Raw genomic sequence first — 22874 nt, forward strand, 5'->3', positions numbered from 1 at the left:
GCAAACGAAAAAAGCGCGCCGCTCGCCGATGCGCGTGCGACGTGAAACCCTTGCGGTGTCACGCGACGTGTCCGCATGACGATCACGCAGCCCCTGCGTGCCGGACTTGCGATGCCGCAGGGCGCGCCGCATCGCGTGCGCCCCGCCCGTCAGCCGCCGCTCAGTCGGCTTGCAACTTCCATTTGTCGCCGACGATCTGCACGATCACGCGCGCGCGCGTATCGAAGCCGTTGTGATCGGCCGGCGTCGTGTTGATCACGCCGTGCGACACCGGCAAGTCCTTCACGTTCTCGAGCGCGCCGCGCAGCGCCTCACGGAACGCCGGCGTGCCGGGTTGCGCCTTCTTCAGCGCCTCCGGAATCGCTCGCTGAAGCATTCGTCCCGCGTCCCAGACATGGCCACCGAACGTCGACACCGCACCCGCGCCGTATGCCTTCTCATACGCGGCCTTGTACGCGAGCGCCGGTTGCTTCGCCGGATTCGAATCGGGCAACTGATCGGCGACGAGCACGGGCCCCGCCGGCAGCAGCTCACCGTCGCAATCCTTGCCGCACACGCGCAGGAAATCGTTGTTCGCAACGCCGTGCGTCTGGTAGACCTTGCCGGTGTAGCCGCGCTCCTTGAGCGTCTTCGCGGGCAGCGCCGCGGGCGTGCCTGCGCCTGCGATCAGCACCGCGTCGGGGCGCGCGCCCAGCGTCTTCAGCACCTGGCCCGTCACCGACGCGTCGGTGCGGTTGTAGCGCTCGTTCGCGACGATCTTGATCCCGTTCGCCGCCGCGGCCGCGCTGAACACGTCATACCAGCCGTCGCCGTACGCGTCCGCGAAACCGATGAAGCCGACCGTCTTCACGCCGTGTTTCGCCATGTAGCCGGCAAGCGCGTCGGCCATCAGGCGATCGTTTTGCGGCGTCTTGAACACCCAGGCGCGCTTCGCATCCATCGGCGCGATGATGTGCGCGCTTGCGGCGAGCGAGATCGTCGGCGTCTTGCCCTGCGCGACGACGTCGATCATCGCGAGCGCGTTCGGCGTGATCGACGAGCCGATGATCGCGTCGACATGATCCTCGTCGATCAGCTTGCGTGCGTTCTGCACAGCACGGCTCGTATCCGACGCGTCGTCGAGCACGATGTACTCGACGCGCTTGCCGCCGATCTCTTTCGGCAGCAGCGCAACGGTATTCTTCTCGGGGATGCCGAGCGACGCAGCGGCGCCCGTCGCCGACACCGTGACGCCGATCTTCACCTGCGCCGACGCGAGCCCGGCGGTACACAAGCAGCCGGCCGCGAGCGCGACCTCGATCCATCGATTCATTTTCATTGTGTGTCTCCAAACGCTGCGCGAAATGCGATCGAGCGGCCGTTACGACCTGGCGCGCCGATCGAACCTGCACGCCGCCGCGGCCGGTTTCACGTTCAACGGTGAATCGGCGCGGGGCGCGTTCTTCTTGCTGTTGCGCTCCCCTGCGCGTGCGCATCGCACGCGCCCTTCTGCTGCTCCTGCTGCAATCTTCCGGCCGACGCCGCCCGCCGCGCGCTCACAAAAAAGCGCGGCCGGCCGCGCGCGCCCTCGCCGCTCCGTCGCCCGTCACACGCGCTGCCCGCGATCCCACGCGAGCTCCACTCCGCGCCGACGATCCCGGCCATCAGGCGAGCGGTTCGCCAAGGCCAACGCCAAATAACGCGCGGCACGCGTCGGCAACGCCGTTGGCCATGCCGAACGAGGTGCTCGCCGCATCGCGAGACGCCGGCATGCCGGGCCAGCCATGCTTCGGCTCGACTGGAACCGCACGCGCCGAATGCGGCGCGACATCGCGTGCGTGCTCGCCGGGAATCGGCATCGCGCCGACGCCATATCCGCCTTCACGCGCGCGCCGGCATGCAGGCGCGCGCGGCTTGTCGGCATGTGAATCGGGATGAAACTGATCGATGACAAAAATCGGGGCCGCGAGCGGGCGCGCACCGTTGCGGCCCGCGCTGCGCGCTTGAAAGAAAGCGTCGATCGCGATGCCGTGCGCCCGCTGCCGGATTGCACTCCGTTCGCTGCGCACCTCCATGGCCCGCAGCGTCTCGCCGGGCGACGCACCGGGCACGCCGGCACCTGCGTATGCATCTGCGGCCGGCGTGGCCTCATCGGGCTGCTTCCGCGTCGCGCGCAACGCCTGACGCGTCGCGGGCATGTCGCCGCGCGCGATCCGCTCCGCCGCCGCGCTGCCGAATTCCGTTAGCGAGTTCTCGCTGTACGCGCCGTTGAAACCGACGAGCGCAACCGTTTTCATGTCGCGCTTCGCGACGCCGTGCCTGACGAGCGGGATCGACAGCCGGATATCGTCCGGCAGGACATCGAGGCCCGGGACACGCTTCGCATCGAACGACTCGACGCTCGCAGCCGTTGCCGCCGACGAAATCGCCCGGGCCGGCCACGGCGCGACAATGCCGCCGATCGCGGGCGAACACGGGAAAACGGTCGAGCGAATCAGCGCATCGCCTCGGTTTTCGCTCGCGAACCGGCAGGCGTGGTTGATCCCGTGTGCCGACTCAGCCGGATCGCCGAAAGCAACGCAGCCGGCTGCCCGTTCGCCGATTTCGTTCGGCGGCGGCGCACTCAAGTTCGTTTCGTGAAGGCCTGGCCGCACGGTGGAGCAAGCGATGGAAGCCGTGGGAACCGTGGGAACCGCGAAACCAGCGGCAAGGCCGATCCGGATGTCCGCGAACGCGGCGCCTGAACCGGCCGCCCATGCGCTCGCCGCACCGATTCCCCAGAACCGCCACGCCTCTATCATCGAGTTCGTCTCCGTGTCTCGCGCTCGGCCAGTCCCCGACCAACAGGTCGGGGAACGGCGAGTGTAGCGGACGCGTTACGCGCGCGACAACCGGGTTAGCCCGCAGCAACACGGGCCGGCCGACGCAAGCGAGCGGCAATCGAAGGCAGCGCGACAAACGGCGTTCATCGAAGACCGCTTGGTGCGCCGCCGCAAACGCGCAAATAAAAAGCGCTGTTGGAATGAATCCAACAGCGCTTTGGGCCGGGCACTCAGTGCCTCGAATGTCTCCTCGTTCTCCACCTGCAAATTCGTTTCGCGGTGCATCAGAACTGAAACGAAGGTTAATGCAAGCTCGCCGGATGCGACAACCTAGCATTTACCCCTATGGTGCATCGCCGCACGAAATTGGGGCATGCCGTCGGCCGCGTCAGGCCGAGCCGGGCCGGGTGTTTGCCGCGCGCATTGGATCGGATTCCCAACGATTCATTGCGCACCGCACGATCGCTCCGCCTGGCCGCTCACGACGCCCGCAGCGGCCGCACCCGGGCGATCACCTCGCCGACGATCCCGCGCCTGAACGCGAGCACGCAAGCGATGAAGATGAGGCCCGTGACGATCGTCGCGGATTCGCCGAGCGAGCGGAACCAGTCGATGTGCGTGACCGATGCGAGCCAGCCGCCGATGTCGCCCAGCCGATCCTCGAGCGCGACGATCAGCGCCGCGCCGACGAGCGGGCCGAACAGCGTGCCCATGCCGCCCACGAGCGTCATCAGCACGACGAGGCCCGACATCGTCCAGTAGGCGTCGCTCAGCGTCTCGAAGCCGAGCACGACAACCTTCAACGCGCCGGCAAGCCCCGCGAGCGCGGCCGACAGGATGAACGCGAGCAGCTTGAAGCGATCGGTATCGTAGCCGAGCGACGTCGCGCGCGGCTCGTTCTCCTTGATCGCGACGAGCACCTGCCCAAACGGCGAATGCACGATGCGCACGATGAACAGGCACGCGCATGCGATGACGACGAGCACGACGTAATAGAGCGCGAGATCCGACGACAGATCGACGAGCCCGAACAGCCACCCGCGCGGTACGCCTTGCAGCCCGTCCTCGCCGTGCGTGAACGGCGCTTGCAGATAGATGAAATACACCATCTGCGCGAACGCGAGCGTGATCATCGCGAAATAGATGCCCTGCCGCCGGATCGCGAACAGGCCGACAACGAGGCCGAGCAGCGTCGCCGCCATGGTGCCGGCCAGCACGCCAAGCTCCGGCGTCGTGCCGAGCGACTGCATCGCGTAGCCCGTCACGTAGCCCGCCGTCGCGAGGAACATCGCGTGGCCGAACGACAGCAGGCCCGTGAACCCGATCAGCAGATTGAACGCGGCCGCGAAGAGCGCGAAGCACAGCACCTTCATCATGAACACCGGATACGCGCCGACGAACGGCGCGACGAGCAGGCCGGCCAGCAACAGCCCGTAGAGCGCTTTTCTCTGCATCATCTTTCCTTGCCGAACAAACCTGCCGGGCGAATCAGCAGCACGATCGCCATGATGACGAACACGACCGTCGCCGACGCCTCCGGATAGAACACGCGCGTGAAGCCCTCGACCACGCCGAGCATCAGGCCCGTCAAGATCGAGCCGAGAATCGAGCCCATGCCGCCGATCACGACGACCGCGAACACGGTGATGATCATCGGCTGCCCCATCAGCGGCGACACCTGGATCACGGGCGCCGCGAGCACGCCGGCGAACGCGGCCAGCGCGACGCCGAAGCCGTAGGTCAGCGTGACCATCATCGGCACGTTCACGCCGAACGCCTCGACGAGCTTCGGATTTTCGGTGCCCGCGCGCAGGTAGGCGCCGAGCCGCGTCTTCTCGATCACGAACCACGTCGCGAAGCACACCGCGAGCGATGCGACGACGACCCACGCGCGATAGTTCGGCAGGAACATGAAGCCGACGTTGGTCGCGCCTGCGAGCAGCTCGGGCACGTCGTACGGCTGGCCGGACGAGCCGTAAATCGCGCGGAACACGCCTTCGACGACCAGCGTGAGCCCGAACGTCAGCAGCAAGCCGTACAGGTGATCGAGCTTGTAGAGCCAGCGCAGCATCGAGCGCTCGATCAGTATCCCGAACAGACCGACGACGACGGGCGCGAGCACGAGCATCGCCCAGTACGGCAAGCCGAGATAGTCGAGCCCCATCCACGCGAGCATCGCGCCCAGCATGAAGAGCGCGCCGTGCGCGAAGTTGATCACGTTGAGCAGCCCGAATATCACCGCGAGCCCGAGGCTCAGGATCGCGTAGAACGAGCCGTTGACGAGTCCGAGCAGCAACTGGCTCAGCATCGCCGACATCGGAATGCCGAAGATGTCCATCGAATCTGCCGTCAATCAGTCAGTGTCAGGTCAAAAAACGTTGCGCATGCAACCAAATGGTCACAACAGCGGCATTCGGGCCGCCGTCGCGCGTGCATTCGCCGCGCGCCGCGGCATGCGCGGCGCCGGCGTGACGCGGCGTCACTTCCAGAGCGCGCAGCGCGTCTCCTGCTTCGTCGTGAACGCCTGCTCGCCCGGAATCGTCGCGACGACCTTGTAGTAGTCCCACGGCTCCTTCGATTCGGACGGCTTCTTCACTTCCATCAGATACATGTCGTGAATCATGCTGCCGTCCGCACGGATGTAGCCCTTCGCGTAGAAGTCGTCGATCTTCATCTTCTTGAGCTGCGCCATCACCTTGTCGGAATCGGTCGAGCCCACCGCCTGCACCGCCTTCAGATAAGTCATCACCGCCGAATAGTCGGCCGCCTGCAGGCTCGACGGCATCTTCTTCATCTTCGCGAAATAGCGCTGCGCCCATTGCCGCGACGCCGGATCGCGATTCCAGTACCAGCTGTCCGTCAGCACGAGGCCCTGCGTCGTCTCGAGGCCGAGCGCGTGGACGTCGTCGATGAACATCAGCAGCGCGGCAAGCTTCATCGTCTTCGTGATGCCGAATTCCTTCGCCGCCTTGATCGCATTCACCGTGTCGCCGCCGGCGTTCGCGAGGCCGAGGATCTGCGCCTTCGACGACTGCGCCTGCAACAGGAACGACGAGAAGTCCGACGCCGACAGCGGGTGCCGCACTTCGCCGAGCACCTTGCCGCCGTTCGCCTTGACGACGTCCGCGGTGTTCTTCTCGAGCGCCTTGCCGAACGCGTAATCGGCGGTCAGGAAGAACCACGTCTTGCCGCCCTGCTTCACCACCGCCGAGCCCGTGCCCTTCGCGAGCGCCATCGTGTCGTACGCATAGTGGACCGTGTACGGCGTGCACTGCTCGTTCGTCAGCGTGTCCGCGCCCGCGCCGATGTTGATGTAGACCTTCTTCTTCTCGGCCGCGACCTGGTTCATCGACAGCGCGGTCGCCGAGTTCGTGCCGCCGACGAGCAGGTCGAGCCCGCCGCGGTCCATCCATTCGCGCGCCTTCGACGCGGCGATGTCCGCCTTGTTCTGGTGATCGGCGTACACGACCTCGATCGGCTTGCCGTTGACCTTGCCGCCGAAATCGGCCACCGCCATCTTGATCGCCTCGAGGCCGCCCTGCCCGTCGATGTCGGCGTAGAGGCCGGACATGTCGGTGATGAAGCCGATCTTCACGGCGTCCGCGGCCTGCGCGGCGCCGACCGACCACGCGGCGGCAACGGCGAGACAAACGTGCGCGAGGGTCTTCAGTTTCATTGACGTCTCCTGGTGTAGTGCGTTGTGGTTCTTAGGTTATGTACATCGGGGGACCAGCAAAGCGGCGCTATACGCCGAGCAGATCGTGCAGCACGGGCATCTTCCCCTCGAGCTCGGCCGCGCCGAAATGCTCGACGATGCGGCCGTGTTCCATCACGTAGAAGCGATCCGCGAGCGGCGCCGCGAAACGGAAGTTCTGCTCGACCATCACGATCGTGTAGCCGCGCGCCTTCAGCATGACGATCATCCGCGCGAGCGCCTGCACGATCACGGGCGCGAGGCCCTCGGAGATCTCGTCGAGCAACAGCAGGTTCGCGCCCGTGCGCAGGATCCGCGCCACCGCGAGCATCTGCTGCTCGCCGCCCGACAGCCGCGTGCCCTGGCTGCTGCGCCGGGACGCGAGATTCGGGAACATCTCGTAGATGTCCTCGAGCGACATCGCGCTCTTGCGATCGCCGAGCACGGGCGGCAGCAACAGGTTCTCCTCGCACGACAGGCTCGAGAAGATCCCGCGCTCCTCCGGGCAATAGCCCACGCCGTAATGCGCGATCCTGTGCGTCGGCAGATCGATCGTCTCGTGGCCCGCGATCCTGATCGAGCCCTGCCGGCGGCCCGTGAGCCCCATGATCGCGCGCAGCGTCGTCGTGCGGCCCGCGCCGTTGCGGCCGAGCAGCGTGACGACCTCGCCGCGATGCACGGTCAGATCGACGCCGTGCAGGATGTGCGATTCGCCGTACCACGCTTCGAGCCCCGCGATCGCGAGCGCGGGCGTGCCGCTTTCGACGCTGTTCAACTCGCGTTCTTCCCGTTCGCTGTGGTTCATGCGTGCGCCCCCGCGAGGGCCGCGTCCGCACTGCCCATGTACGCCTCGACGACGAGCGGATTCTTCGACACCTCCGCATACGTGCCTTCCGCGAGCACTTCGCCGCGCTGCAGGACGGTGATCGTGTCGGAGATGCCCGCGATCACGTTCATGTTGTGTTCGACCATCAGGATCGTGCGGCCGCTCGCAACCTTCTTGATGAGCGCCGTCACGCGATCGACATCCTCGTGGCCCATGCCTTGCGTCGGCTCGTCGAGCAGCATCAGCTCGGGCTCCATCGCGAGCGTCGTCGCGATCTCCAGCGCGCGCTTGCGGCCGTAGGCAAGCTCGACTGTCGGCACGTGCGCGAAATCGGTGAGGCCGACCTGCGTGAGCAGATCCATCGCGCGATCGTCGAGACGCTTGAGCGAGCGCTCGCTGCGCCAGAAATGAAACGCGGTGCCGAGCGAACGCTGCAGGCCGATGCGCACGTTCTGCAACGCGCTCAGATGCGGAAACACCGCGGAGATCTGAAACGAGCGAATCACGCCGCGCCGCGCGATCTGCGCGGGGCGCTCGTCGGTGATGTCGATGCCGTTGTAGACGATCTGACCCGAAGTCGGCTTCAGGAATTTAGTCAGGAGATTGAAACAAGTGGTCTTGCCGGCGCCGTTCGGTCCGATCAGCGCGTGGATCGAGCCGCGCCGCACGCGCAGGTTCACGCCGCTCACCGCGGTGAAGCCCTTGAATTCCTTCGTGAGTCCGCGTGTTTCGAGAATCGTGTCGCCGAGAATCATGTTCCCTTCCTACGAAGTGAGGCGAAGCGCTGGGAGATCTCGCGCAAGCGGCCACGATGCATTCAGCGGATGAGAGGCTGCCCCCGAGCTTTGTATCGTTGCGCCAGAGGCCGGTCTCCTCGCGCAAGTCGCAGATTCAGACTGCGTGTCATTGTCGCGCCGTTGGTGCAGTGCATTCATCGGGATTTGCACTTATAGGGCGCGACAGCCGCGAGCATTTTCCACTCGTTTTTTTTGTTTTCGAGATCAATGCGCTCGCTTATTCGCATGCGGCCGTCCGGTTCGTGCGAAATCGTTTCCGGCTGCGCGCAAACCCTGATGCCACATGCGTTTCTTTACGCGCGCGACGAAATAGCCTTCGACGATAAACGCGTTCCGGCACGAATCTAAAAATCGCTGTCGCGATCGAATGCCCGCGAGATCGCGCGCTTCGCTTTTGGGTTAACCCTCGGCTGCATTTTCATTCCGATCCTTTGCCGATCCTTTGCCGATTCTTTCAACGGAGCGTGTCACTTTTACGTCGGCAGCGCGGCCTCGACGCTCGCGGCCGCGCCGCGCTCCGGTGCGCCGCGTCGATCCGCGCGGATCATGTCGCTCGCGCGCTCGGCGATCATCAGCGTCGGCGAGTTCGTGTTGCCCGACGTGATCGTCGGCATCACCGATGCATCGACGATCCGCAGCCCCGTCACGCCGCGCACGCGCAGGCGGCTGTCGACAACCGCGTCCGGATCGTCCGCGCGGCCCATCCGGCACGTGCCGACCGGATGAAAGATCGTCGTGCCGACGGCGCCCGCCGCGGCGATCAGCTCCGCTTCGCTCAGATACTGGGCGCCCGGCAGGATTTCCTCGGGCGCATAGCGTGCGAGCGCGGGCGCCGCCGCGATCCGGCGCGTGAGGCGCAGCGCGTTCGCCGCGACATGTCGATCGTGATCGGTCGACAGATAATTCGGCGCGATCGCCGGCGCGCGCGCCGGGTCCGGCGACACCGCATGAATGCTGCCGCGCGACGTCGGCCGCAGATGGCAGACGGACGCGGTGAACGCGTTGAAGCGATGCAGCGGCTCGCCGAAGCGCTCGAGCGACAGCGGCTGCACGTGGTATTCGAGATCGGGCCGCGTGAGCGCCGGATCGTTCGGGTCCGATTTCGCGAACGCGCCCAACTGCGACGGCGCCATCGACATCGGCCCGCGCTGCATCAACGCGTACTGCGCGCCGATCCACAGCTTGCCCCACCAGTGCGCGGACAGCGTGTTCAGCGTACGCACGCCGCGCACGCGAAACGCCATGCGCAACTGCAAGTGATCCTGAAGGTTTTCGCCGACGCCGCGCAAATCCGCGACAACGCCGATGCCGAGCGCCTGCAGCCGGCTGCCGTCGCCGATGCCGGACAATTCGAGCAGTTGCGGCGAATTCACCGCGCCCGACGCGACCAGCACTTCGATGCGCGCACGCGCGAGAAAAGGCGCGCCGCCGCCGAGATACTCGACGCCCGCGCAGCGCTTGCCGTCGAACACAAGCCGCTCGGCCTGCGCGCCGGTGATCACGGTGAGATTCGGCCGCGCAAGCGCGGGCCGCAGGAACGCCTTCGACGCGTTCCAGCGGACGCCGCGCTTCTGATTGACTTCGAAATAGCCGACGCCCGTGTTGTCGCCGCGATTGAAATCGTCGGTGGCCGGAATGCCGGTTTGCTGCGCGGCCTGCGAGAACGCCTCGAGAATCTCCCAGCGCAGCCGCTGCTTCTCGACGCGCCACATGCCGCCCGCGCCATGCACGTCGGTCGCGCCCGCGTGGTGATGCTCGCTGCGCCTGAAGATCGGCAGCACACTGTCCCACGACCAGCCCGCGTCGCCCGTCGCGTGCGCCCAATCGTCGTAATCGCCGCGCTGGCCGCGCATGTAGATCATGCCGTTGATCGAAGACGAGCCGCCCAGCACGCGCCCGCGCGGATACGACAGCGCGCGGCCGTTCAGGCCCGCTTCGGGCTCGGTCTTGTAGAGCCAGTCGGTGCGCGGATTGCCGATGCAGTAAAGATAGCCGACCGGGATGTGAATCCAGTGATAGTCGTCCTTGCCGCCGGCTTCGAGCAGCAGCACGGTCACGTCCGGATCTTCGGTGAGCCGGTTCGCGAGCACGCAGCCGGCCGTGCCGGCGCCGACGATCACATAATCGAATTCGCCCTCGAGCGTACGTTCGGTAGCCACGGTCTGCCGTCTCCTCAATTGGGTTGCGGCGATCGTTCGCGCGGACCGCCGTCGTGCGCCCTCGGCGCCAAGCGTCGCATCGAACGCCGATGCGCGCCGTTAAAGCATAGACCGCACGGCCCCGGTGCGGGGGCCGCGCGGCGTCGTCAGGATGCCGAACGCGCTCGCGTCACTTCGCGACGGGCATCGCGAACTCCGCGCCCTTCGCGATGCTGTCCGGCCAGCGCTGCATCACGCTCTTGTAGCGCGTGTAGAAGCGCACGCCCTCCTCGCCGTATGCGTGGTGATCGCCGAACAGCGAGCGCTTCCAGCCGCCGAACGAATGCCACGCCATCGGCACCGGGATCGGCACGTTGATGCCGACCATCCCGACCTGAATCTTCCGTGCGAACGCGCGCGCGATGCCGCCGTCGGACGTGAAGCACGACACGCCGTTCGCGAACTCGTGCGCGTTGATGAGCTCGACCGCGCTCGCGAAATCCGGCACCCGCACGACCGCCAGCACCGGCCCGAAAATCTCCTCGCGGTAGATCGACATGTCGGTCGTCACGTCGTCGAACAGCGTGCCGCCGAGGAAGAAGCCGTTCTCGCAGCCGTCGACGACATGCTTGCGCCCGTCGACGACGAGCCTCGCGCCCGCCGCGACGCCCGCGTCGATGTACGCGGACACCTTCGCGCGATGCGCGGCCGTCACGAGCGGCCCCATGTCGACGTCGGATTGCATCCCGTTGCCGATCTTCAGCGTCCTCGCGCGCTCGGCGAGCCGCTCGACGAGCGCGTCGGCGACGCCGCCCACCGCCACGGCGACGGAGATCGCCATGCAGCGCTCGCCCGCCGAGCCGTACGCCGCGCCGACGAGCGCATCGACCGCCTGATCGAGGTTCGCGTCCGGCATCACGACGAGATGGTTCTTCGCGCCGCCGAGCGCCTGCACGCGCTTGCCGCGCCGCGCGGCTTCGGTATGAATATATTCGGCGATCGGCGTCGAGCCGACGAACGACAGCGCGGCGACGTCCGGGTGCGCGATCAGCGCGTCGACAGCCGTCTTGTCGCCGTGCACGACGTTGAACACGCCGTCGGGCAGCCCCGCTTCCTTCAGCAGCTCGGCGAGCCGGATCGACGCCGACGGATCTCGCTCGGACGGCTTCAGCACGAACGTGTTGCCGCACGCGATCGCGACCGGGAACATCCAGCACGGCACCATCATCGGAAAGTTGAACGGCGTGATCCCGGCGACGACGCCAAGCGGCTGCCGCAGGTTCCAGTTGTCGATGCCGCCGCCGATCTGGTCGGTGAAGTCGGTCTTCAGCAGATTCGGAATCCCGCATGCGAACTCGACGACTTCGATCCCGCGCATCACTTCGCCCTTCGCGTCCGAGAACACCTTGCCGTGCTCGCGGGTGATCAGCTCGGCGAGCTCGTCGTGATGGCGGTCGAGCAGTTCCTTGAACTTGAACATCACGCGCGCGCGCTTGAGCGGCGACGTCTCGCTCCACGCGGGGAACGCGGCGGCCGCGGCCGCGACGGCCGCCTCGACTTCCGCGCCGCTCGCGAGCGGCACGCGGGCCGTCACCTTGCCGAGCGCCGGATCGAACACGTCGCCGTAACGGTCGCTCGCGCCGTCGAGCGCGCGGCCGCCGATGAAGTGGGTCAGTGCGCGCACGCGCGAATCGTTCGAATGGGTACTGCCGGTCATGTCGTCCTCCGTGTTTGCCGTTGCCGCTTTCCGTCGTGCACGCGTATCGCGCGCTTCGGGAATGAAGCGTACCCGCCGGCCCCATTCGCGATCCAATGAGTTATGCTCAATTGCGTTATAAGCCGCGCTAATATTGCTCGATGGACCTGACTCTGCTTCGCGCGTTCGTCGCGGTCGCGCGCGAGGGCAACCTCACGCGCGCGGCGGCGCAACTGCATCTGACACAGCCCGCCGTCAGCCTGCAGATCAAGAACCTGCAGGACTTGCTCGGCGTCGCGCTGTTCGCGCGCACGTCGCGCGGGCTCGCGCTCACGCGCGACGGCCAGGCGCTGCTGCCGCACGCGGAACGCGCGCTCGACGCGGCGGCCGACGTGAAGCGCGCCGCCGCCGCGCTCAGGCACGAGGTGCGCGGCCGGCTGCGGATCGGCACGATTCTCGACCCCGAATTCCTGCGGCTCGGCGGCTTCCTGAAGCGGCTCGTCGAGGCGCATCCGCAGATCGAGACGGCACTGCGGCACGGCATGTCCGGCTGGGTGCTCGACGGAGTCCGTGCGCGCGAGCTCGACGTCGGCTACTACATCGGCCGGCCGGAGGAGGACGATCCGCGCGACGCCGAGCGCTTCCACACCGTGACGCTCACGCAGTTCCGCTATCGGGTGCTCGCACCCGCCGGCTGGAAGGAGCGCGTGCAGCGCGCACGCACGTGGCGCGAGCTCGCGGCGCTGCCGTGGATCTGGACGCCCGCCGCCTCCGCGCACCATCGGCTTCTGTCGCGCCGCTTCGCCGATGCGGGCGCGCAGCCCGTCAAGGTTGCGGAAGTCGATCAGGAGACGTCCATGCTCGATCTCGTCAAGTCGGGCGTCGGCCTGACGCTCGCGCGCGACTCGATCGCGCTGCGGGAGGCGCACGCGCACGCGCTCACGATCGTCGAGCATGTCGCGGTGCCCGCCGAACTCACGTTCGTCACGCTCGCCGAGCGCCGCGACGAACCGGCGATCGCGGCCGCGCTGCGCCTCATCGACGAGCAATGGGCGATATGAGCGCCGCTGATGATGGGCGACGCGGCGCGCGGCCTTTTCGCATCGCGTCAAAATCGCTCGCGCCCCGATAGAATGGGAGCTTCTGGATGGTTTGTCCGGACCCGCAAACGCTCTTCACAGGAGACCCGCATGGCCCGCAACATCGAGATCAAAGCCCGCGCGCGCGAATTCGAACAACTGCGCGAACGGGCCGCCGAGCTGGCGACCGACGCGCCGCTCTTCTACCGGCAGCAGGATTTCTTCTACGACGTGCCGCGCGGCCGCCTGAAGCTGCGCCGCTTCGAGGACGGCACGCCCGCCGAGCTGATCTTCTACCAGCGCGACGATCAGGACGGCCCGAAGGCCTCGTACTACACGCGCAGCCCGGTGACGAACCCGGATGCGATGCACGCGCTCCTCGCGACGGCGCTCACGACCCGCGGCATCGTGACGAAGGAGCGGCATGTCTATCTGGCGGGCCGCACGCGGATTCACCTCGACCGCGTCGACGGCCTGGGCGACTTCGTCGAGCTGGAGGTCGTGCTCGGGCCGGAAGACGACGAGGACGGCGGCCACGCCGAAGCGCACGCGGTGTTCGCGAAGCTCGGCGTGCCGAGCGACGATCTCGTCGCGCTCGCGTACGTCGATCTGCTCAACGCACAGGCCGAACCCGCCGCGTGATGTCCTGCGGCGAGCGCCGGCGGCACCCGGCGGCACCCGGCGGCAGCCGGCGGCAGCCGGCGGCTATCGCCCGCGCGGGTGCGCCGTCCTGCGGCAGCCCGCCGCCCCCGAACCCGCCCGCGACACGCGTCACGCGGCGGGCGAGCCGGATGCCAGATGGCCGAGCGGCAGCGGCCCGTTGCGCTTGAACGTCGTGAGCACGATGTTCGAGCGCACGCTGTCGACGCCCGGCACCCGCATCAGCTTCTTCATCACGAACGACGACAGCGCGTTCAGATCCGGCGCGACGATCCTGAGCAGATAATCGGCGTCGCCAACCACCGCATGGCATTCGAGCACTTCCGGCAGCACGTCGATCTGCTGCTGGAACTGCTCGATGATCGAATCGCCATGATGCTTGAGCTTCAGGCTCGTGAACGCGGTGACGCCAAGCCCGAGCCGCTCGGGCCGCAGCACGACGCGGTAGCCGTCGATCACGCCGGCCGCCTCGAGCCGCTGCAGCCGCCGGCCGATCTGCGACGGCGACAGCGGCACCTCCTCGCCCAGTTGCTGATGCGTCGCGCGGCCGGAGCGCTGCAGCACGTCGAGCAGCGCCAAGTCGAAGTGATCGAGTTCCAACATGAGGATTCTCCGCGTGATTATGCGTTGTGATGCGAGATTATCGCATTCATAGGCGAATGCGCGCCTACTTTGCGCCCAATCCGCGCGAGCCCCGCTCTACACTTGCATGCATCCCCACCACCGATGCAAAGCAAGGCGTTCACCATGTCCACCGTCGTCACCGCGAAACTGAAGGAACAGTTCGACGCGGGCCTCGAAACCCGCGCCGATTTCACCATCGATCAGCCGCTCGCCCGTTACGGCGACCTCGACCACGCGGTGTGGAGGCAACTGTACGCGCGGCAGGCATCGCTGCTGCGCGGCCGCGCGTGCGACGCGTTCATCGGCGGCCTCGCGCGCATCGGTCTCGCGCCCGATCGCGTGCCGTCGTTCGCCGACGTGAACCGCCGGCTCGAGCCCGCAACCGGCTGGCGCATCGTCGCGGTGCCGGGCCTCGTGCCGGACGCCGTCTTCTTCGAGCATCTCGCGAACCGGCGGTTTCCGGTCACCTGGTGGATGCGTCGCCCGGATCAGCTCGATTATCTGCAGGAGCCGGACTGCTTCCACGATCTGTTCGGCCACGTGCCGCTGCTGATCGATCCCGTATTCGCCGACTACATGCACGCGTACGGCCGCGCGGCGCTCGGCGTCGCCGACGATCCGCGCGCGCTCGCGCTTCTCGCACGCCTCTATTGGTATACGGTCGAATTCGGCCTGATCCGCGGCGCGCGCGGTGAAAACGGGCTGCGGATCTACGGCGCGGGCATCGTGTCGAGCAAGGGCGAGACGCTCTACAGCCTTGAAAGCGCGTCGCCGAACCGGATCGGCTTCGATCTCGAGCGCGTGATGCGGACCCGTTACCGGATCGACACGCTCCAGAAGACCTACTTCGTGATCGACGATTTCGCGCAACTCTTCGCGCTCGCCGACATCGACGCGCGCACGCTTGCCGCGCGGCTCGCCAACGCGCCCGAGCACGCGGCGGGCGCCGTGCTTGACGGCGATCATGTGCTCACGCGCGGCACGGGTGAAGGTTGGGCAACCGATGCAGACGCCTGACGAACAATTATGAAAGAATGGCCGATACGGCGCGCCGTCGCGCGAACGGGCGCGGCCGCGCCGCCATCGGACGAGGTATGAAAATGATTCACAAGCTCACATCGGAAGAACGCAAGACCCAACTCGAAAGCCTGCCCCACTGGACTGCCGTTCCCGGCCGCGACGCGATCCAGCGCAGCCTGCGTTTCGCCGATTTCAACGAAGCCTTCGGCTTCATGACGCGCGTCGCGATCAAGGCGCAGGAAATGGATCACCATCCCGAGTGGTTCAACGTCTACAACCGCGTCGACGTCACGCTGTCGACGCACGACGCCAACGGCCTCACCGAGCGCGACATCAAGCTCGCGCATTTCATCGACGAAGTGGGCAAACACGCGAAGGCTGCGTGATTACCCTGATGGGGATTCGATTTCAGGTCGTCAACGTATCGCTTTCCGTAAGCGTTTTCTATGCTGAATGAAGCGAAAGCCTTCAGCCTTCCAAGCCGTTGTTAAGTCGAACGTAAGACTCCCAGGCATTGCGTGCTTTAGGGTCTAATCCTTCCAGTTGCAGCGCACTTTGGCGCTGTACAATCAGCAACGCATACGGTTTGGAAAGCGCGCTAGCCTCTTCGCAGAGTTCGAGTTCGTCGCCGCTCGCCGGCGAGCGGGCCCGCCAGAAATTGATCGCGGCTTCGAGTTCATGGATCGAGATGTCGGACATGATCGAAAGGTTCGTTGCTGGCCGTCCCGCTCGTTGCCGGGCCCCTGACGTTTTCGTGGAAACGGCGTCGTGCTGTCCCGCGTGCCTGAACCGCCAACCCATTGTACTTGAGCGAATCTCATGCGACTCCTTCTGATCGAAGACGACCGCCCCATCGCACGCGGCATTCAAAGCAGCCTCGAACAAGCCGGCTTCACGGTCGACATGGTTCACGACGGCATCTTTGCCGAGCAAGCGCTCGCGCAAAACCGCCACGAGCTCGTGATCCTCGACCTCGGCCTGCCCGGCATCGACGGCATGACGCTCCTGTCGCGCTTTCGCCAGACCAACCGTCACACGCCCGTCATCGTGCTAACCGCGCGCGACGAGTTGAACGATCGCGTCCAGGGCCTCAATTCGGGCGCCGACGACTACATGCTCAAGCCGTTCGAGCCCGCCGAGCTCGAAGCGCGGATTCGCGCGGTGATGCGCCGCAGCGGCCCGCACAGCGACATGCCGCGCCCGGAAGTGTCGCTCGGCGGCGTGCGCCTGTCGGGCGTCGATCGCCGCATCTTCAACGACGACAAGCCGCTCGAACTCTCGCCGCGCGAATTCGCGGTGCTCGAAATGCTGCTGCTGCGTCACGGCCGCGTCGTCAGCAAGGCGCAACTGCAGGATCATCTGACGCACTTTGGCGGCGATCTCGGCGACACCGCGATCGAAGTCTACGTGCACCGGGTGCGCAAGAAGCTCGAGCAGTGCCGTGTCGAGATCGTCACGGTGCGCGGCTTCGGCTACCTGCTGCAGGAAATCCGCCAAACCGCGAGCGTCTGATACTCCGACGGTCTGACGCCGAGCGTGCGGCGCGCAGCGGCCGCGCACGCCGCATGCTCGACCCGCGCCGCTTCGCGAAGCGGCGCTCATTCTTTTCTTTCGCGCGATGTCCCCTGATCCGGCTGTGACCAGCCTGCGCCGCACACTGCTGCGGCGTTTAGCCGCGCCGCTGTCGATGCTCGCGCTGATGAGCGGCCTCATTGCCTACTGGCTTGCGTGGCAATACACGCAGCACGTCGTCGACCGCTCGCTCGCCGATCTTGCGTCGGCGATCTCGAAGCAGATCCAGATCGCCGGCCCCGACGCGCCGTTTACGGTGCCGCCGCTCGCGCAGGCGATGTTCTCCGATCCGACCGAACAGCTGATCTACCGGATCAGCGACGGCGAGCACGAACTCGCCGGCGATCCGAAGCTGCCGCTGCAGGGCGCGAGCGTGCGCCGGATGCACGTCGCGTACGTGTTCGAGGCCGAATACGACAACCAGGCGGTACGCGTCGCGCAAGTGCGCGTCGAGCAGACGACGGAAAGCGGCAATCCGATGATCGTCGAGGTCGCGCAGCCGGTACGTTATCGCTACCGGATCGCGGCCGAATTCCTGATCGCGATCATGATGCCGCTGCTGTTGCTGCTGCTCGCCGGCTGGGGAATCGTGTGGCGCGTTGTCAACCAGCAGCTCGGCCCGCTCACGCATCTTGCCGATTCGCTGAACCGGCAGACGCACACGTCGCTCGAGCCCGTCGACGAATCCGAGGTGCCGCTCGAGATCCGGCCGCTCACGAGCGCGATGAACGCGCTGCTCGGCCGCCTGAAGACCGCGCTCGACGCGCAGCGCAAATTCATCGCCGATGCCGCGCATCAGCTGCGCACGCCGCTCACCGCGATCAAGCTGCACGCGGAGCAGGCGGCCGTCGCGCGCGATCCGCAACAGGCGCTGACCGCGGTGCGCGAGCTGCGCTCGGCGGCCGACCGCGCGGTGCGGCTGTCGAACCAGTTGCTGTCGCTCGCTCGCGCGGAGCCGGGCGAGCAAGCCGCCCGTTTCGTCGACGTCGACCTCGCCGGCCTCGCGTTCGAAACCGGCGCCGAATGGGTGCCGCGCGCGCTCGCCGCGCACGTCGATCTCGGCTTTCAACGCGGCGACGGACGCGCCGACGACGAGCCGCTCGTCGTGCGAGGCAATCTCGTGCTGCTGCGCGAAGTGATCGCGAATCTGCTCGACAACGCGCTGAAGTACGTGCCGCTCGCACGGCCGCAAGGCGCGCGGATCACGGTGGACGTCTCGCGGATCGCGCTCGACGACGGCAAGGCGGCGGCCGAGATCGTCGTCGAAGACAACGGCTCGGGCGTGCCCGCCGCGCAGCAGGCGGACCTGTTCAAGCGCTTCTTCCGCGGCGACGCGCAAAACGGCAGCGGCGTCGAGACGGGCGCCGGCCTCGGTCTCGCGATCGTCCACGACATCATCGCGATGCATGGCGGCACGGTGTCGTACGCGGACGCGCCCGAGGGCGGCTCGCGCTTCACCGTGCGCGTGCCGCTCGCGGACAACCCGTCCGCGCCGGTGCCGCTTTCGTCCGAATCGCCGGCCGCTTCGGCCTGATGCTATCGCGGCATGCGCGGCTTGCGCCCGCAAGCCGCGATGCGACACCACGCAGCGCACGCCGCGCACGGTCGAGCCGCATCGCTCGCCGCGAACGCGTCGCGCCATCGCGTCGTCTTTCTTCGTAATCCGGAACGTCGATTCGACGCGGCATTCGCGTCAATCCGCGCCGCGCCGAACGGACGTTCACGCGCGACGCCGCCGGGCGCCGGGCGACGAGTGCCTCTTGTTCGAATGCAATCGATCGCGCCGGCGAGCGATTCGCGACCGCTCGCGAGCAAACGAGCCGAGATGGGATGAGAAAACAACGGGACGGCCTTCTTCGATTCGATCGCCAATCCCAACGCTGAGCATCGCGACAAACGCGCGGGCGCGCCGCGCGTCGCCGCCAAGCGTCACTTCTTCTTTTTCTTGTCCTTGCCGCCCTTCTTCGCCTTCTTCTTTTTCTTGCCTTCGTCGTCCTCCGACGTCGCAAGCAGCGTGCCCCGGCACGTCGCCGCACCGCAATGGCACGCGTATTCGCGCTTGAGCTTCTTCGTCAGGCGCGCGTCGATCACGAGACCGTAGTCGTAGAACAGCTCTTCCTGCTCGCCGATGTCGCGCAGCGCATGGATGTACACGCGCCCGTCCACCTCCTCGGCTTCGCAGTTCGGCGCGCATGAATGGTTGATCCAGCGCGCGCTGTTGCCGTCGATCTTGCCGTCGATCACGCCCCCCTCTTCGAGCGCGAAGTAGAACGTGTGATTCGGATCGTTCGGGTCGTGCGGATGGCGGCGCAGCGCCTCTTTCCACGAGATCCGCTCGCCCTTGTATTCGACTACGCGCTCTCCCGCCTTGATCGGTACCGCGGCGAATACGCCCTTGCCGTGAACGCCCGAGCGGCGTACCACGATCCTGCGTGAACTCATCGAACGAATCCTTTGATGACGACTTGAAACTGAAACGATCGCGCCGCGCATTGCGTGCCGGCCGCGCGGCTTCGCCCGTCGCGCCGTATACGGCTGACACGCCGCGCGCCGCGACGGGTTCGAATCACCGAATCCTACACGCTCGGGATTGCTTCGTTCAACATCGAATGGCCGCGCGATGCGCGACGTCGCGCGAAATCCGCGCAACTGGCGAAAGATCGGCCGCATCGGCAATCGAATCGGCGCGCTCGAAATCGGCATGCGAGCAGCGCGCCGGCGGCCCGCCTCCATGCGGCGCGCGCGGCGTTCAACGCTGGCCGAACGATACGTCGCCGAACAACGCCTTGTACTCGCGCGGCTGCGAACGCCAGTACTGCGGCGGCGCGCTGACCGTCGCACCGAGCTGCGCGGCCGCATGCCACGGCCAGCGCGGATCGTAGAGCATCGCGCGCGCCATCGCGACGAAATCCGCGTCGCCCGCTTCGATCACGCGATTCGCGTGCTCGGGATCAGAAATGAGGCCGACGGCAATCGTCGGCAGGTCGACCGCGCGCTTGATCGCCTGAGCGAACGGCACCTGATAGCCGGGCGACAACGGAATCTTCTGAAGCGGCGACACGCCGCCGGACGACACGTCGATCCAGTCGCAGCCGCGCCGCTTCAATTCGCGCGCGAACGCGATCGTATCGTCAAGCTCCCAGCCGCCCGTCACCCAGTCGGTCGCCGACACGCGCACGCCGACCGGACGATCGTCCGGAAACGCCGCACGCACCGCGTCGAACACCTCGAGCGGAAAGCGCATCCGGTTTTCGAGCGAGCCGCCGTACGCATCGGTGCGATGGTTCGCGAGCGGCGACAGGAACTGATGCAGAAGATAACCGTGCGCCGCATGGACTTCGATCGCGTCGATGCCAAGACGCGCCGCGCGCTTCGCGGATTCGACGAACGCGCAACGAACTCGCTCGAGCCCCGCTGAGTCGAGCGCGAGCGGTGAAGGCTCGTGCTCCCGGTGCGGGACGGCGGAAGGCGCATGCGGCTGCCAGCCGCCCTGGTCGGCGGGAATCAGTTGCCCGCCGTTCCATGGCACGTCGCTCGACGCCTTGCGGCCCGCGTGCGACAGCTGCATCGCGACGCGAATCGGCGAATGCTTGCGGATCGCCGCGAGCACGGGTTCGAGCGCGGCTTCGGTCGCGTCGTTCCACAAGCCGAGATCCGCGGGTGAAATGCGGCCGTCAGGCTCGACAGCCGTCGCTTCGATGCAAAGCAGCCCCGCCCCGGACAACGCGAGGTGGCCTAGATGAATCATGTGCCATGCGCGCGCCTCGCCGTTTTCGGCCGAATACTGGCACATCGGCGAAATCACGATGCGATTGGGAAGGGTCACGCCGCGCAGCGTGAACGGAGAAAACAACGCACTCATGGCAGCCGCTCTCACGAAGGAAGTCGAGCGGCCGAGGTTAGCACGCAGCGCAAAAGCGTGCCGCCGGCGCGACGGCGCGAGGCGGGGAAGTGGATTTCAGCGGAAACGGCCAGACGCGGCGATCGACAGCGAAGCCGATGCCGTTTCGGACGAGCGCGGCAAACGCCGCTCGATCTACGCAGCCCGGTTGTGCCATCGCGCTACAGCCCGACGGAATCCAGCCACTCGCCGAACATGCTGCGCGCCGCGCATTCGAGCGTCGGGCCGAGTCGCGCGGTTTGTTCGCGCAGTTGTTTCGCGTCCGTGCCGGGCGTCGCCGCGATCTCGCCCGCATGGCCGATGAGCCAAGGCTCGAAGCGGTCCGCGCGGATCTCCGGATGGCACTGAAGCGCGAGCACATGCGTGCCCCACGAGAAAGCCTGATTGCGGCACGTCGGCGTTGACGCGAGAAGAATCGCGCCGGCCGGCAGATCGAACGTGTCCCCGTGCCAATGCAACATCGACGTGCTTGCGCCGTCGACATGGCGCAGCGGCGACGCACGGCCGGCGTCCGTCAGCGTGAGCGGAATCCAGCCGAGCTCCTTCTGCGCGGCCGGATATACGCGCGCGCCGAGCGCACGCGCGACCAGCTGCGATCCCAGGCAGACGCCGAGCGTCGGCAAGCCGGCTTCGATCCGCTTGCCGACGAGCGCCGCGAGCGACGCCGTCGTCGGATACAGCTCGTCGTCGTAAGCGCTGATCGGCCCGCCGAGCACGACGAGCAGCGACGGTTCGAGCGCGTCGAGCACTTCGACGCGCGCCCCGCCGACATCGACATACCGTACGCGCCGGCCGCGCTCGCCGAGCACCTGCTCGAAACTCCCGAGGTCCTCGAAATGCACGTGGCGAATCGCAACGACTTCAGCATTCATCAGCGCCTCCGGCACGGACGAGCGTTCGCTCGGCACGCATCACGCCTGCGCGAAGAGCTTCCAGGTCTTCTTCTGCGTCAGGGCGTCCGCTTCCTCGTGCACCGCGCAATCGAGACGCAGATCGCTGTCCGCCATCGACAGATCGAGCAGCGAGCAGCGGTACGTCGGCTTGCGAGCCGCCTTGCCCGGCTGGAAATGCTTGCACGTCACGCACATCCGGTGCGGCGGAATGTCGCCGTTGACCTGCAGTTCGCGCAGCGTCTTCAGCAGCGCGCGATACAGCACGCCCTGCTCGTCGCCGCCAAGCGTGCCGACCGCCTTCGACAGGAAATCCGGCCACTGCAGCGCCTTCTTCGCCGCCGTGCGGCCGCGCGCGCTCAAACGAACCGCGAGCGCGCGACCGTCGTCGAGCGCCCGACGCTTCTCGACAAGCCCCTTGTGCTCGAGCGTGCTCACCGCATCGCTCGTCGTCGCGGCGGTCAACTGCGTTTCGCGCGCAATCTCGCCCAGACGCATCGGCCCCTTGCGCTGGAGCAGCAGCACGAGGATTTCACCCTGCGTCGGCGTCAACCCCGCGCCTTCCGCCCAATCCCATGCCTGGCTCCGCATAGCCGTGCTCAACCGCAACAGGCTGTGGGTCACTCGCCCCGCAGCCTGGTTCCCGTAAACACCTTCGCTCATAGTCTTTTCGCTGTTGCCGGCCGTCTTTCGAAGGCGGCCGTTTGTGGGGAGATCAGGTCTCGATCTCTGTCTCAAAAGGGCGCACCCGGACGAGCGCGTCCGACATGTTCGCCGCGAGGCACACGCCGCGAACCTGCACGCGGTTTCAGCACCCCCGTCGGCGCCAACCACCGCGAAGCCGACATTCTAAGCGAGAGCGGAAAATCGCACAGCTAAGTTATCCCACCAATTCTGTGGATAACAACTGAATAACCACAGGGACGGACTGTGCGCCGTTTCTTGACAACCGGCCGCACAGGCGAGCCGAGAAAATTTCCGTCCCCGCGCATCCTCCGGAATTCTGGCGCGATCCGCATCGTTGTCAATGGCACAGCCCTTTGACTTTACGGCGAAATATCAAGTTATCCACAGAATCGGCGTGAGCTTGTTAACTACTACTACGTTTACATACGTATACATCGAGGTAAACCTAAACCCGTGCTCGCCGGGTGCGCGGATTTGCAAAACTATTTT

Annotated in this window: 22 protein-coding genes; 7 read left to right on the plus strand and 15 right to left on the minus strand. The window is 66.5% G+C overall.

The genetic code is table 11. The features are described from left to right. Window positions 1–160: 160 nt before the first annotated feature. The 9 genes from BTH_RS29095 to BTH_RS29135 form a co-directional block, all read right to left on the minus strand. Window positions 161–1318 (minus strand): ABC transporter substrate-binding protein, encoded by a 1158-nt coding sequence (locus tag BTH_RS29095; RefSeq protein ID WP_009910307.1) that lies wholly within the window; start codon window positions 1316–1318, stop codon window positions 161–163. A 325-nt stretch (window positions 1319–1643) separates the two neighbouring features. Then, window positions 1644–2780 carry a hypothetical protein gene (locus tag BTH_RS34735; protein ID WP_011402672.1) on the minus strand — a complete coding sequence of 379 codons (1137 nt, stop codon included), beginning with the start codon at window positions 2778–2780 and terminating at the stop codon, window positions 1644–1646. A gap of 500 nt (window positions 2781–3280) precedes the next feature. Beyond that, window positions 3281–4255, minus strand: coding sequence for a branched-chain amino acid ABC transporter permease (locus BTH_RS29105; protein WP_011402673.1), 975 nt, complete (start codon window positions 4253–4255; stop codon window positions 3281–3283). After that, the gene (locus tag BTH_RS29110) at window positions 4255–5139 is read right to left on the minus strand and encodes a branched-chain amino acid ABC transporter permease (protein WP_009906717.1); all 885 of its coding nucleotides are present in this window, start codon (window positions 5137–5139) and stop codon (window positions 4255–4257) included. Before BTH_RS29110 ends, BTH_RS29105 begins: the two co-directional genes overlap by 1 nt. Window positions 5140–5280: 141 nt before the next feature. Further along, on the minus strand, window positions 5281–6477 hold the full coding sequence (locus BTH_RS29115) for an ABC transporter substrate-binding protein (RefSeq protein ID WP_009906718.1): 1197 nt from the start codon (window positions 6475–6477) through the stop codon (window positions 5281–5283). A gap of 67 nt (window positions 6478–6544) precedes the next feature. Beyond that, a complete protein-coding gene (locus BTH_RS29120) occupies window positions 6545–7300 on the minus strand; it encodes an ABC transporter ATP-binding protein (protein WP_009906719.1) in 756 nt (251 codons plus the stop codon). Next, entirely contained in the window at window positions 7297–8076 is a 780-nt protein-coding gene (locus BTH_RS29125; RefSeq protein ID WP_009906720.1) for an ABC transporter ATP-binding protein, read from the minus strand. The genes BTH_RS29120 and BTH_RS29125 overlap by 4 nt, the downstream gene beginning before the upstream one ends. A gap of 515 nt (window positions 8077–8591) precedes the next feature. Next, window positions 8592–10277: a GMC family oxidoreductase gene (locus tag BTH_RS29130; protein ID WP_011402674.1), complete on the minus strand. Its 1686-nt coding sequence runs from the start codon at window positions 10275–10277 to the stop codon at window positions 8592–8594. 169 nt (window positions 10278–10446) lie between these two features. Then, window positions 10447–11973 carry a CoA-acylating methylmalonate-semialdehyde dehydrogenase gene (locus BTH_RS29135; protein ID WP_009910314.1) on the minus strand — a complete coding sequence of 509 codons (1527 nt, stop codon included), beginning with the start codon at window positions 11971–11973 and terminating at the stop codon, window positions 10447–10449. Between the two features lie 140 nt (window positions 11974–12113). Here BTH_RS29135 and BTH_RS29140 point away from each other — a divergent pair, with 140 nt between their 5' ends. Together BTH_RS29140 and BTH_RS29145 are read left to right on the plus strand one after the other, a co-directional pair. Continuing rightward, a complete protein-coding gene (locus BTH_RS29140) occupies window positions 12114–13013 on the plus strand; it encodes a LysR family transcriptional regulator (protein ID WP_009906726.1) in 900 nt (299 codons plus the stop codon). 129 nt (window positions 13014–13142) lie between these two features. Beyond that, complete coding sequence (locus BTH_RS29145) at window positions 13143–13673, plus strand: class IV adenylate cyclase (RefSeq protein ID WP_009906727.1); 531 nt, start codon at window positions 13143–13145, stop codon at window positions 13671–13673. Window positions 13674–13802: 129 nt separating this feature from the next. Here the strand turns inward: BTH_RS29145 and BTH_RS29150 are convergent, their stop codons facing one another. Then, on the minus strand, window positions 13803–14294 hold the full coding sequence (locus tag BTH_RS29150; RefSeq protein ID WP_009906728.1) for an Lrp/AsnC family transcriptional regulator: 492 nt from the start codon (window positions 14292–14294) through the stop codon (window positions 13803–13805). Between the two features lie 144 nt (window positions 14295–14438). Here BTH_RS29150 and phhA point away from each other — a divergent pair, with 144 nt between their 5' ends. Both phhA and BTH_RS29160 read left to right on the plus strand, forming a co-directional pair. Beyond that, entirely contained in the window at window positions 14439–15332 is an 894-nt protein-coding gene (gene phhA / locus BTH_RS29155) for a phenylalanine 4-monooxygenase (RefSeq protein ID WP_011402675.1), read from the plus strand. A 17-nt stretch (window positions 15333–15349) separates the two neighbouring features. After that, window positions 15350–15721, plus strand: coding sequence for a 4a-hydroxytetrahydrobiopterin dehydratase (locus BTH_RS29160; protein ID WP_080511577.1), 372 nt, complete (start codon window positions 15350–15352; stop codon window positions 15719–15721). 82 nt (window positions 15722–15803) lie between these two features. On the opposite strand, the gene BTH_RS29165 is transcribed toward BTH_RS29160, so the two are convergent. After that, a complete protein-coding gene (locus tag BTH_RS29165) occupies window positions 15804–16034 on the minus strand; it encodes a DUF3717 domain-containing protein (protein ID WP_009906731.1) in 231 nt (76 codons plus the stop codon). Between the two features lie 120 nt (window positions 16035–16154). On the opposite strand from BTH_RS29165, the gene BTH_RS29170 reads away from it, so the two are divergent. Then, window positions 16155–16847, plus strand: a complete 693-nt coding sequence (locus tag BTH_RS29170) for a response regulator transcription factor (RefSeq protein ID WP_004195796.1) — start codon at window positions 16155–16157, stop codon at window positions 16845–16847. A gap of 124 nt (window positions 16848–16971) precedes the next feature. Then, entirely contained in the window at window positions 16972–18441 is a 1470-nt protein-coding gene (locus BTH_RS29175; RefSeq protein ID WP_025369685.1) for a sensor histidine kinase, read from the plus strand. A gap of 395 nt (window positions 18442–18836) precedes the next feature. Here BTH_RS29175 and BTH_RS29185 read toward each other — a convergent pair whose 3' ends face one another. From BTH_RS29185 to BTH_RS29200, 4 genes are all read right to left on the minus strand, one after another. After that, entirely contained in the window at window positions 18837–19349 is a 513-nt protein-coding gene (locus BTH_RS29185) for an SET domain-containing protein (protein WP_019255084.1), read from the minus strand. A 307-nt stretch (window positions 19350–19656) separates the two neighbouring features. Beyond that, the gene (locus BTH_RS29190) at window positions 19657–20769 is read right to left on the minus strand and encodes an NADH:flavin oxidoreductase/NADH oxidase (protein WP_009906735.1); all 1113 of its coding nucleotides are present in this window, start codon (window positions 20767–20769) and stop codon (window positions 19657–19659) included. Window positions 20770–20969: 200 nt separating this feature from the next. Beyond that, window positions 20970–21680: a glutamine amidotransferase gene (locus BTH_RS29195; RefSeq protein WP_009910321.1), complete on the minus strand. Its 711-nt coding sequence runs from the start codon at window positions 21678–21680 to the stop codon at window positions 20970–20972. Between the two features lie 39 nt (window positions 21681–21719). Then, window positions 21720–22361 (minus strand): MarR family winged helix-turn-helix transcriptional regulator, encoded by a 642-nt coding sequence (locus BTH_RS29200; protein WP_009906737.1) that lies wholly within the window; start codon window positions 22359–22361, stop codon window positions 21720–21722. On the opposite strand from BTH_RS29200, the gene BTH_RS32740 reads away from it, so the two are divergent. Then, window positions 22314–22577, plus strand: coding sequence for a hypothetical protein (locus tag BTH_RS32740; protein ID WP_009906738.1), 264 nt, complete (start codon window positions 22314–22316; stop codon window positions 22575–22577). The genes BTH_RS29200 and BTH_RS32740 overlap by 48 nt on opposite strands. Window positions 22578–22874: the final 297 nt, after the last annotated feature.

Origin of the sequence: Burkholderia thailandensis E264 (assembly GCF_000012365.1) — a bacterium.
In the GTDB taxonomy this organism is placed as follows: domain Bacteria; phylum Pseudomonadota; class Gammaproteobacteria; order Burkholderiales; family Burkholderiaceae; genus Burkholderia; species Burkholderia thailandensis.

Excerpts from the sequence above, each read along its gene's own strand:
- BTH_RS29095 (WP_009910307.1), bottom strand. The coding sequence starts at position 1,318 with ATGAAAATGAATCGATGGATCGAGGTCGCGCTCGCGGCCGGCTGCTTG.
- BTH_RS34735 (WP_011402672.1), bottom strand. The coding sequence starts at position 2,780 with ATGATAGAGGCGTGGCGGTTCTGGGGAATCGGTGCGGCGAGCGCATGG.
- BTH_RS29105 (WP_011402673.1), bottom strand. The coding sequence starts at position 4,255 with ATGCAGAGAAAAGCGCTCTACGGGCTGTTGCTGGCCGGCCTGCTCGTC.
- BTH_RS29110 (WP_009906717.1), bottom strand. The coding sequence starts at position 5,139 with ATGGACATCTTCGGCATTCCGATGTCGGCGATGCTGAGCCAGTTGCTG.
- BTH_RS29115 (WP_009906718.1), bottom strand. The coding sequence starts at position 6,477 with ATGAAACTGAAGACCCTCGCGCACGTTTGTCTCGCCGTTGCCGCCGCG.
- BTH_RS29120 (WP_009906719.1), bottom strand. The coding sequence starts at position 7,300 with ATGAACCACAGCGAACGGGAAGAACGCGAGTTGAACAGCGTCGAAAGC.
- BTH_RS29125 (WP_009906720.1), bottom strand. The coding sequence starts at position 8,076 with ATGATTCTCGGCGACACGATTCTCGAAACACGCGGACTCACGAAGGAA.
- BTH_RS29135 (WP_009910314.1), bottom strand. The coding sequence starts at position 11,973 with ATGACCGGCAGTACCCATTCGAACGATTCGCGCGTGCGCGCACTGACC.
- BTH_RS29140 (WP_009906726.1), top strand. The coding sequence starts at position 12,114 with ATGGACCTGACTCTGCTTCGCGCGTTCGTCGCGGTCGCGCGCGAGGGC.
- BTH_RS29145 (WP_009906727.1), top strand. The coding sequence starts at position 13,143 with ATGGCCCGCAACATCGAGATCAAAGCCCGCGCGCGCGAATTCGAACAA.
- BTH_RS29150 (WP_009906728.1), bottom strand. The coding sequence starts at position 14,294 with ATGTTGGAACTCGATCACTTCGACTTGGCGCTGCTCGACGTGCTGCAG.
- phhA (WP_011402675.1), top strand. The coding sequence starts at position 14,439 with ATGTCCACCGTCGTCACCGCGAAACTGAAGGAACAGTTCGACGCGGGC.
- BTH_RS29160 (WP_080511577.1), top strand. The coding sequence starts at position 15,350 with ATGGCCGATACGGCGCGCCGTCGCGCGAACGGGCGCGGCCGCGCCGCC.
- BTH_RS29165 (WP_009906731.1), bottom strand. The coding sequence starts at position 16,034 with ATGTCCGACATCTCGATCCATGAACTCGAAGCCGCGATCAATTTCTGG.
- BTH_RS29170 (WP_004195796.1), top strand. The coding sequence starts at position 16,155 with ATGCGACTCCTTCTGATCGAAGACGACCGCCCCATCGCACGCGGCATT.
- BTH_RS29185 (WP_019255084.1), bottom strand. The coding sequence starts at position 19,349 with ATGAGTTCACGCAGGATCGTGGTACGCCGCTCGGGCGTTCACGGCAAG.
- BTH_RS29190 (WP_009906735.1), bottom strand. The coding sequence starts at position 20,769 with ATGAGTGCGTTGTTTTCTCCGTTCACGCTGCGCGGCGTGACCCTTCCC.
- BTH_RS29195 (WP_009910321.1), bottom strand. The coding sequence starts at position 21,680 with ATGAATGCTGAAGTCGTTGCGATTCGCCACGTGCATTTCGAGGACCTC.
- BTH_RS29200 (WP_009906737.1), bottom strand. The coding sequence starts at position 22,361 with ATGAGCGAAGGTGTTTACGGGAACCAGGCTGCGGGGCGAGTGACCCAC.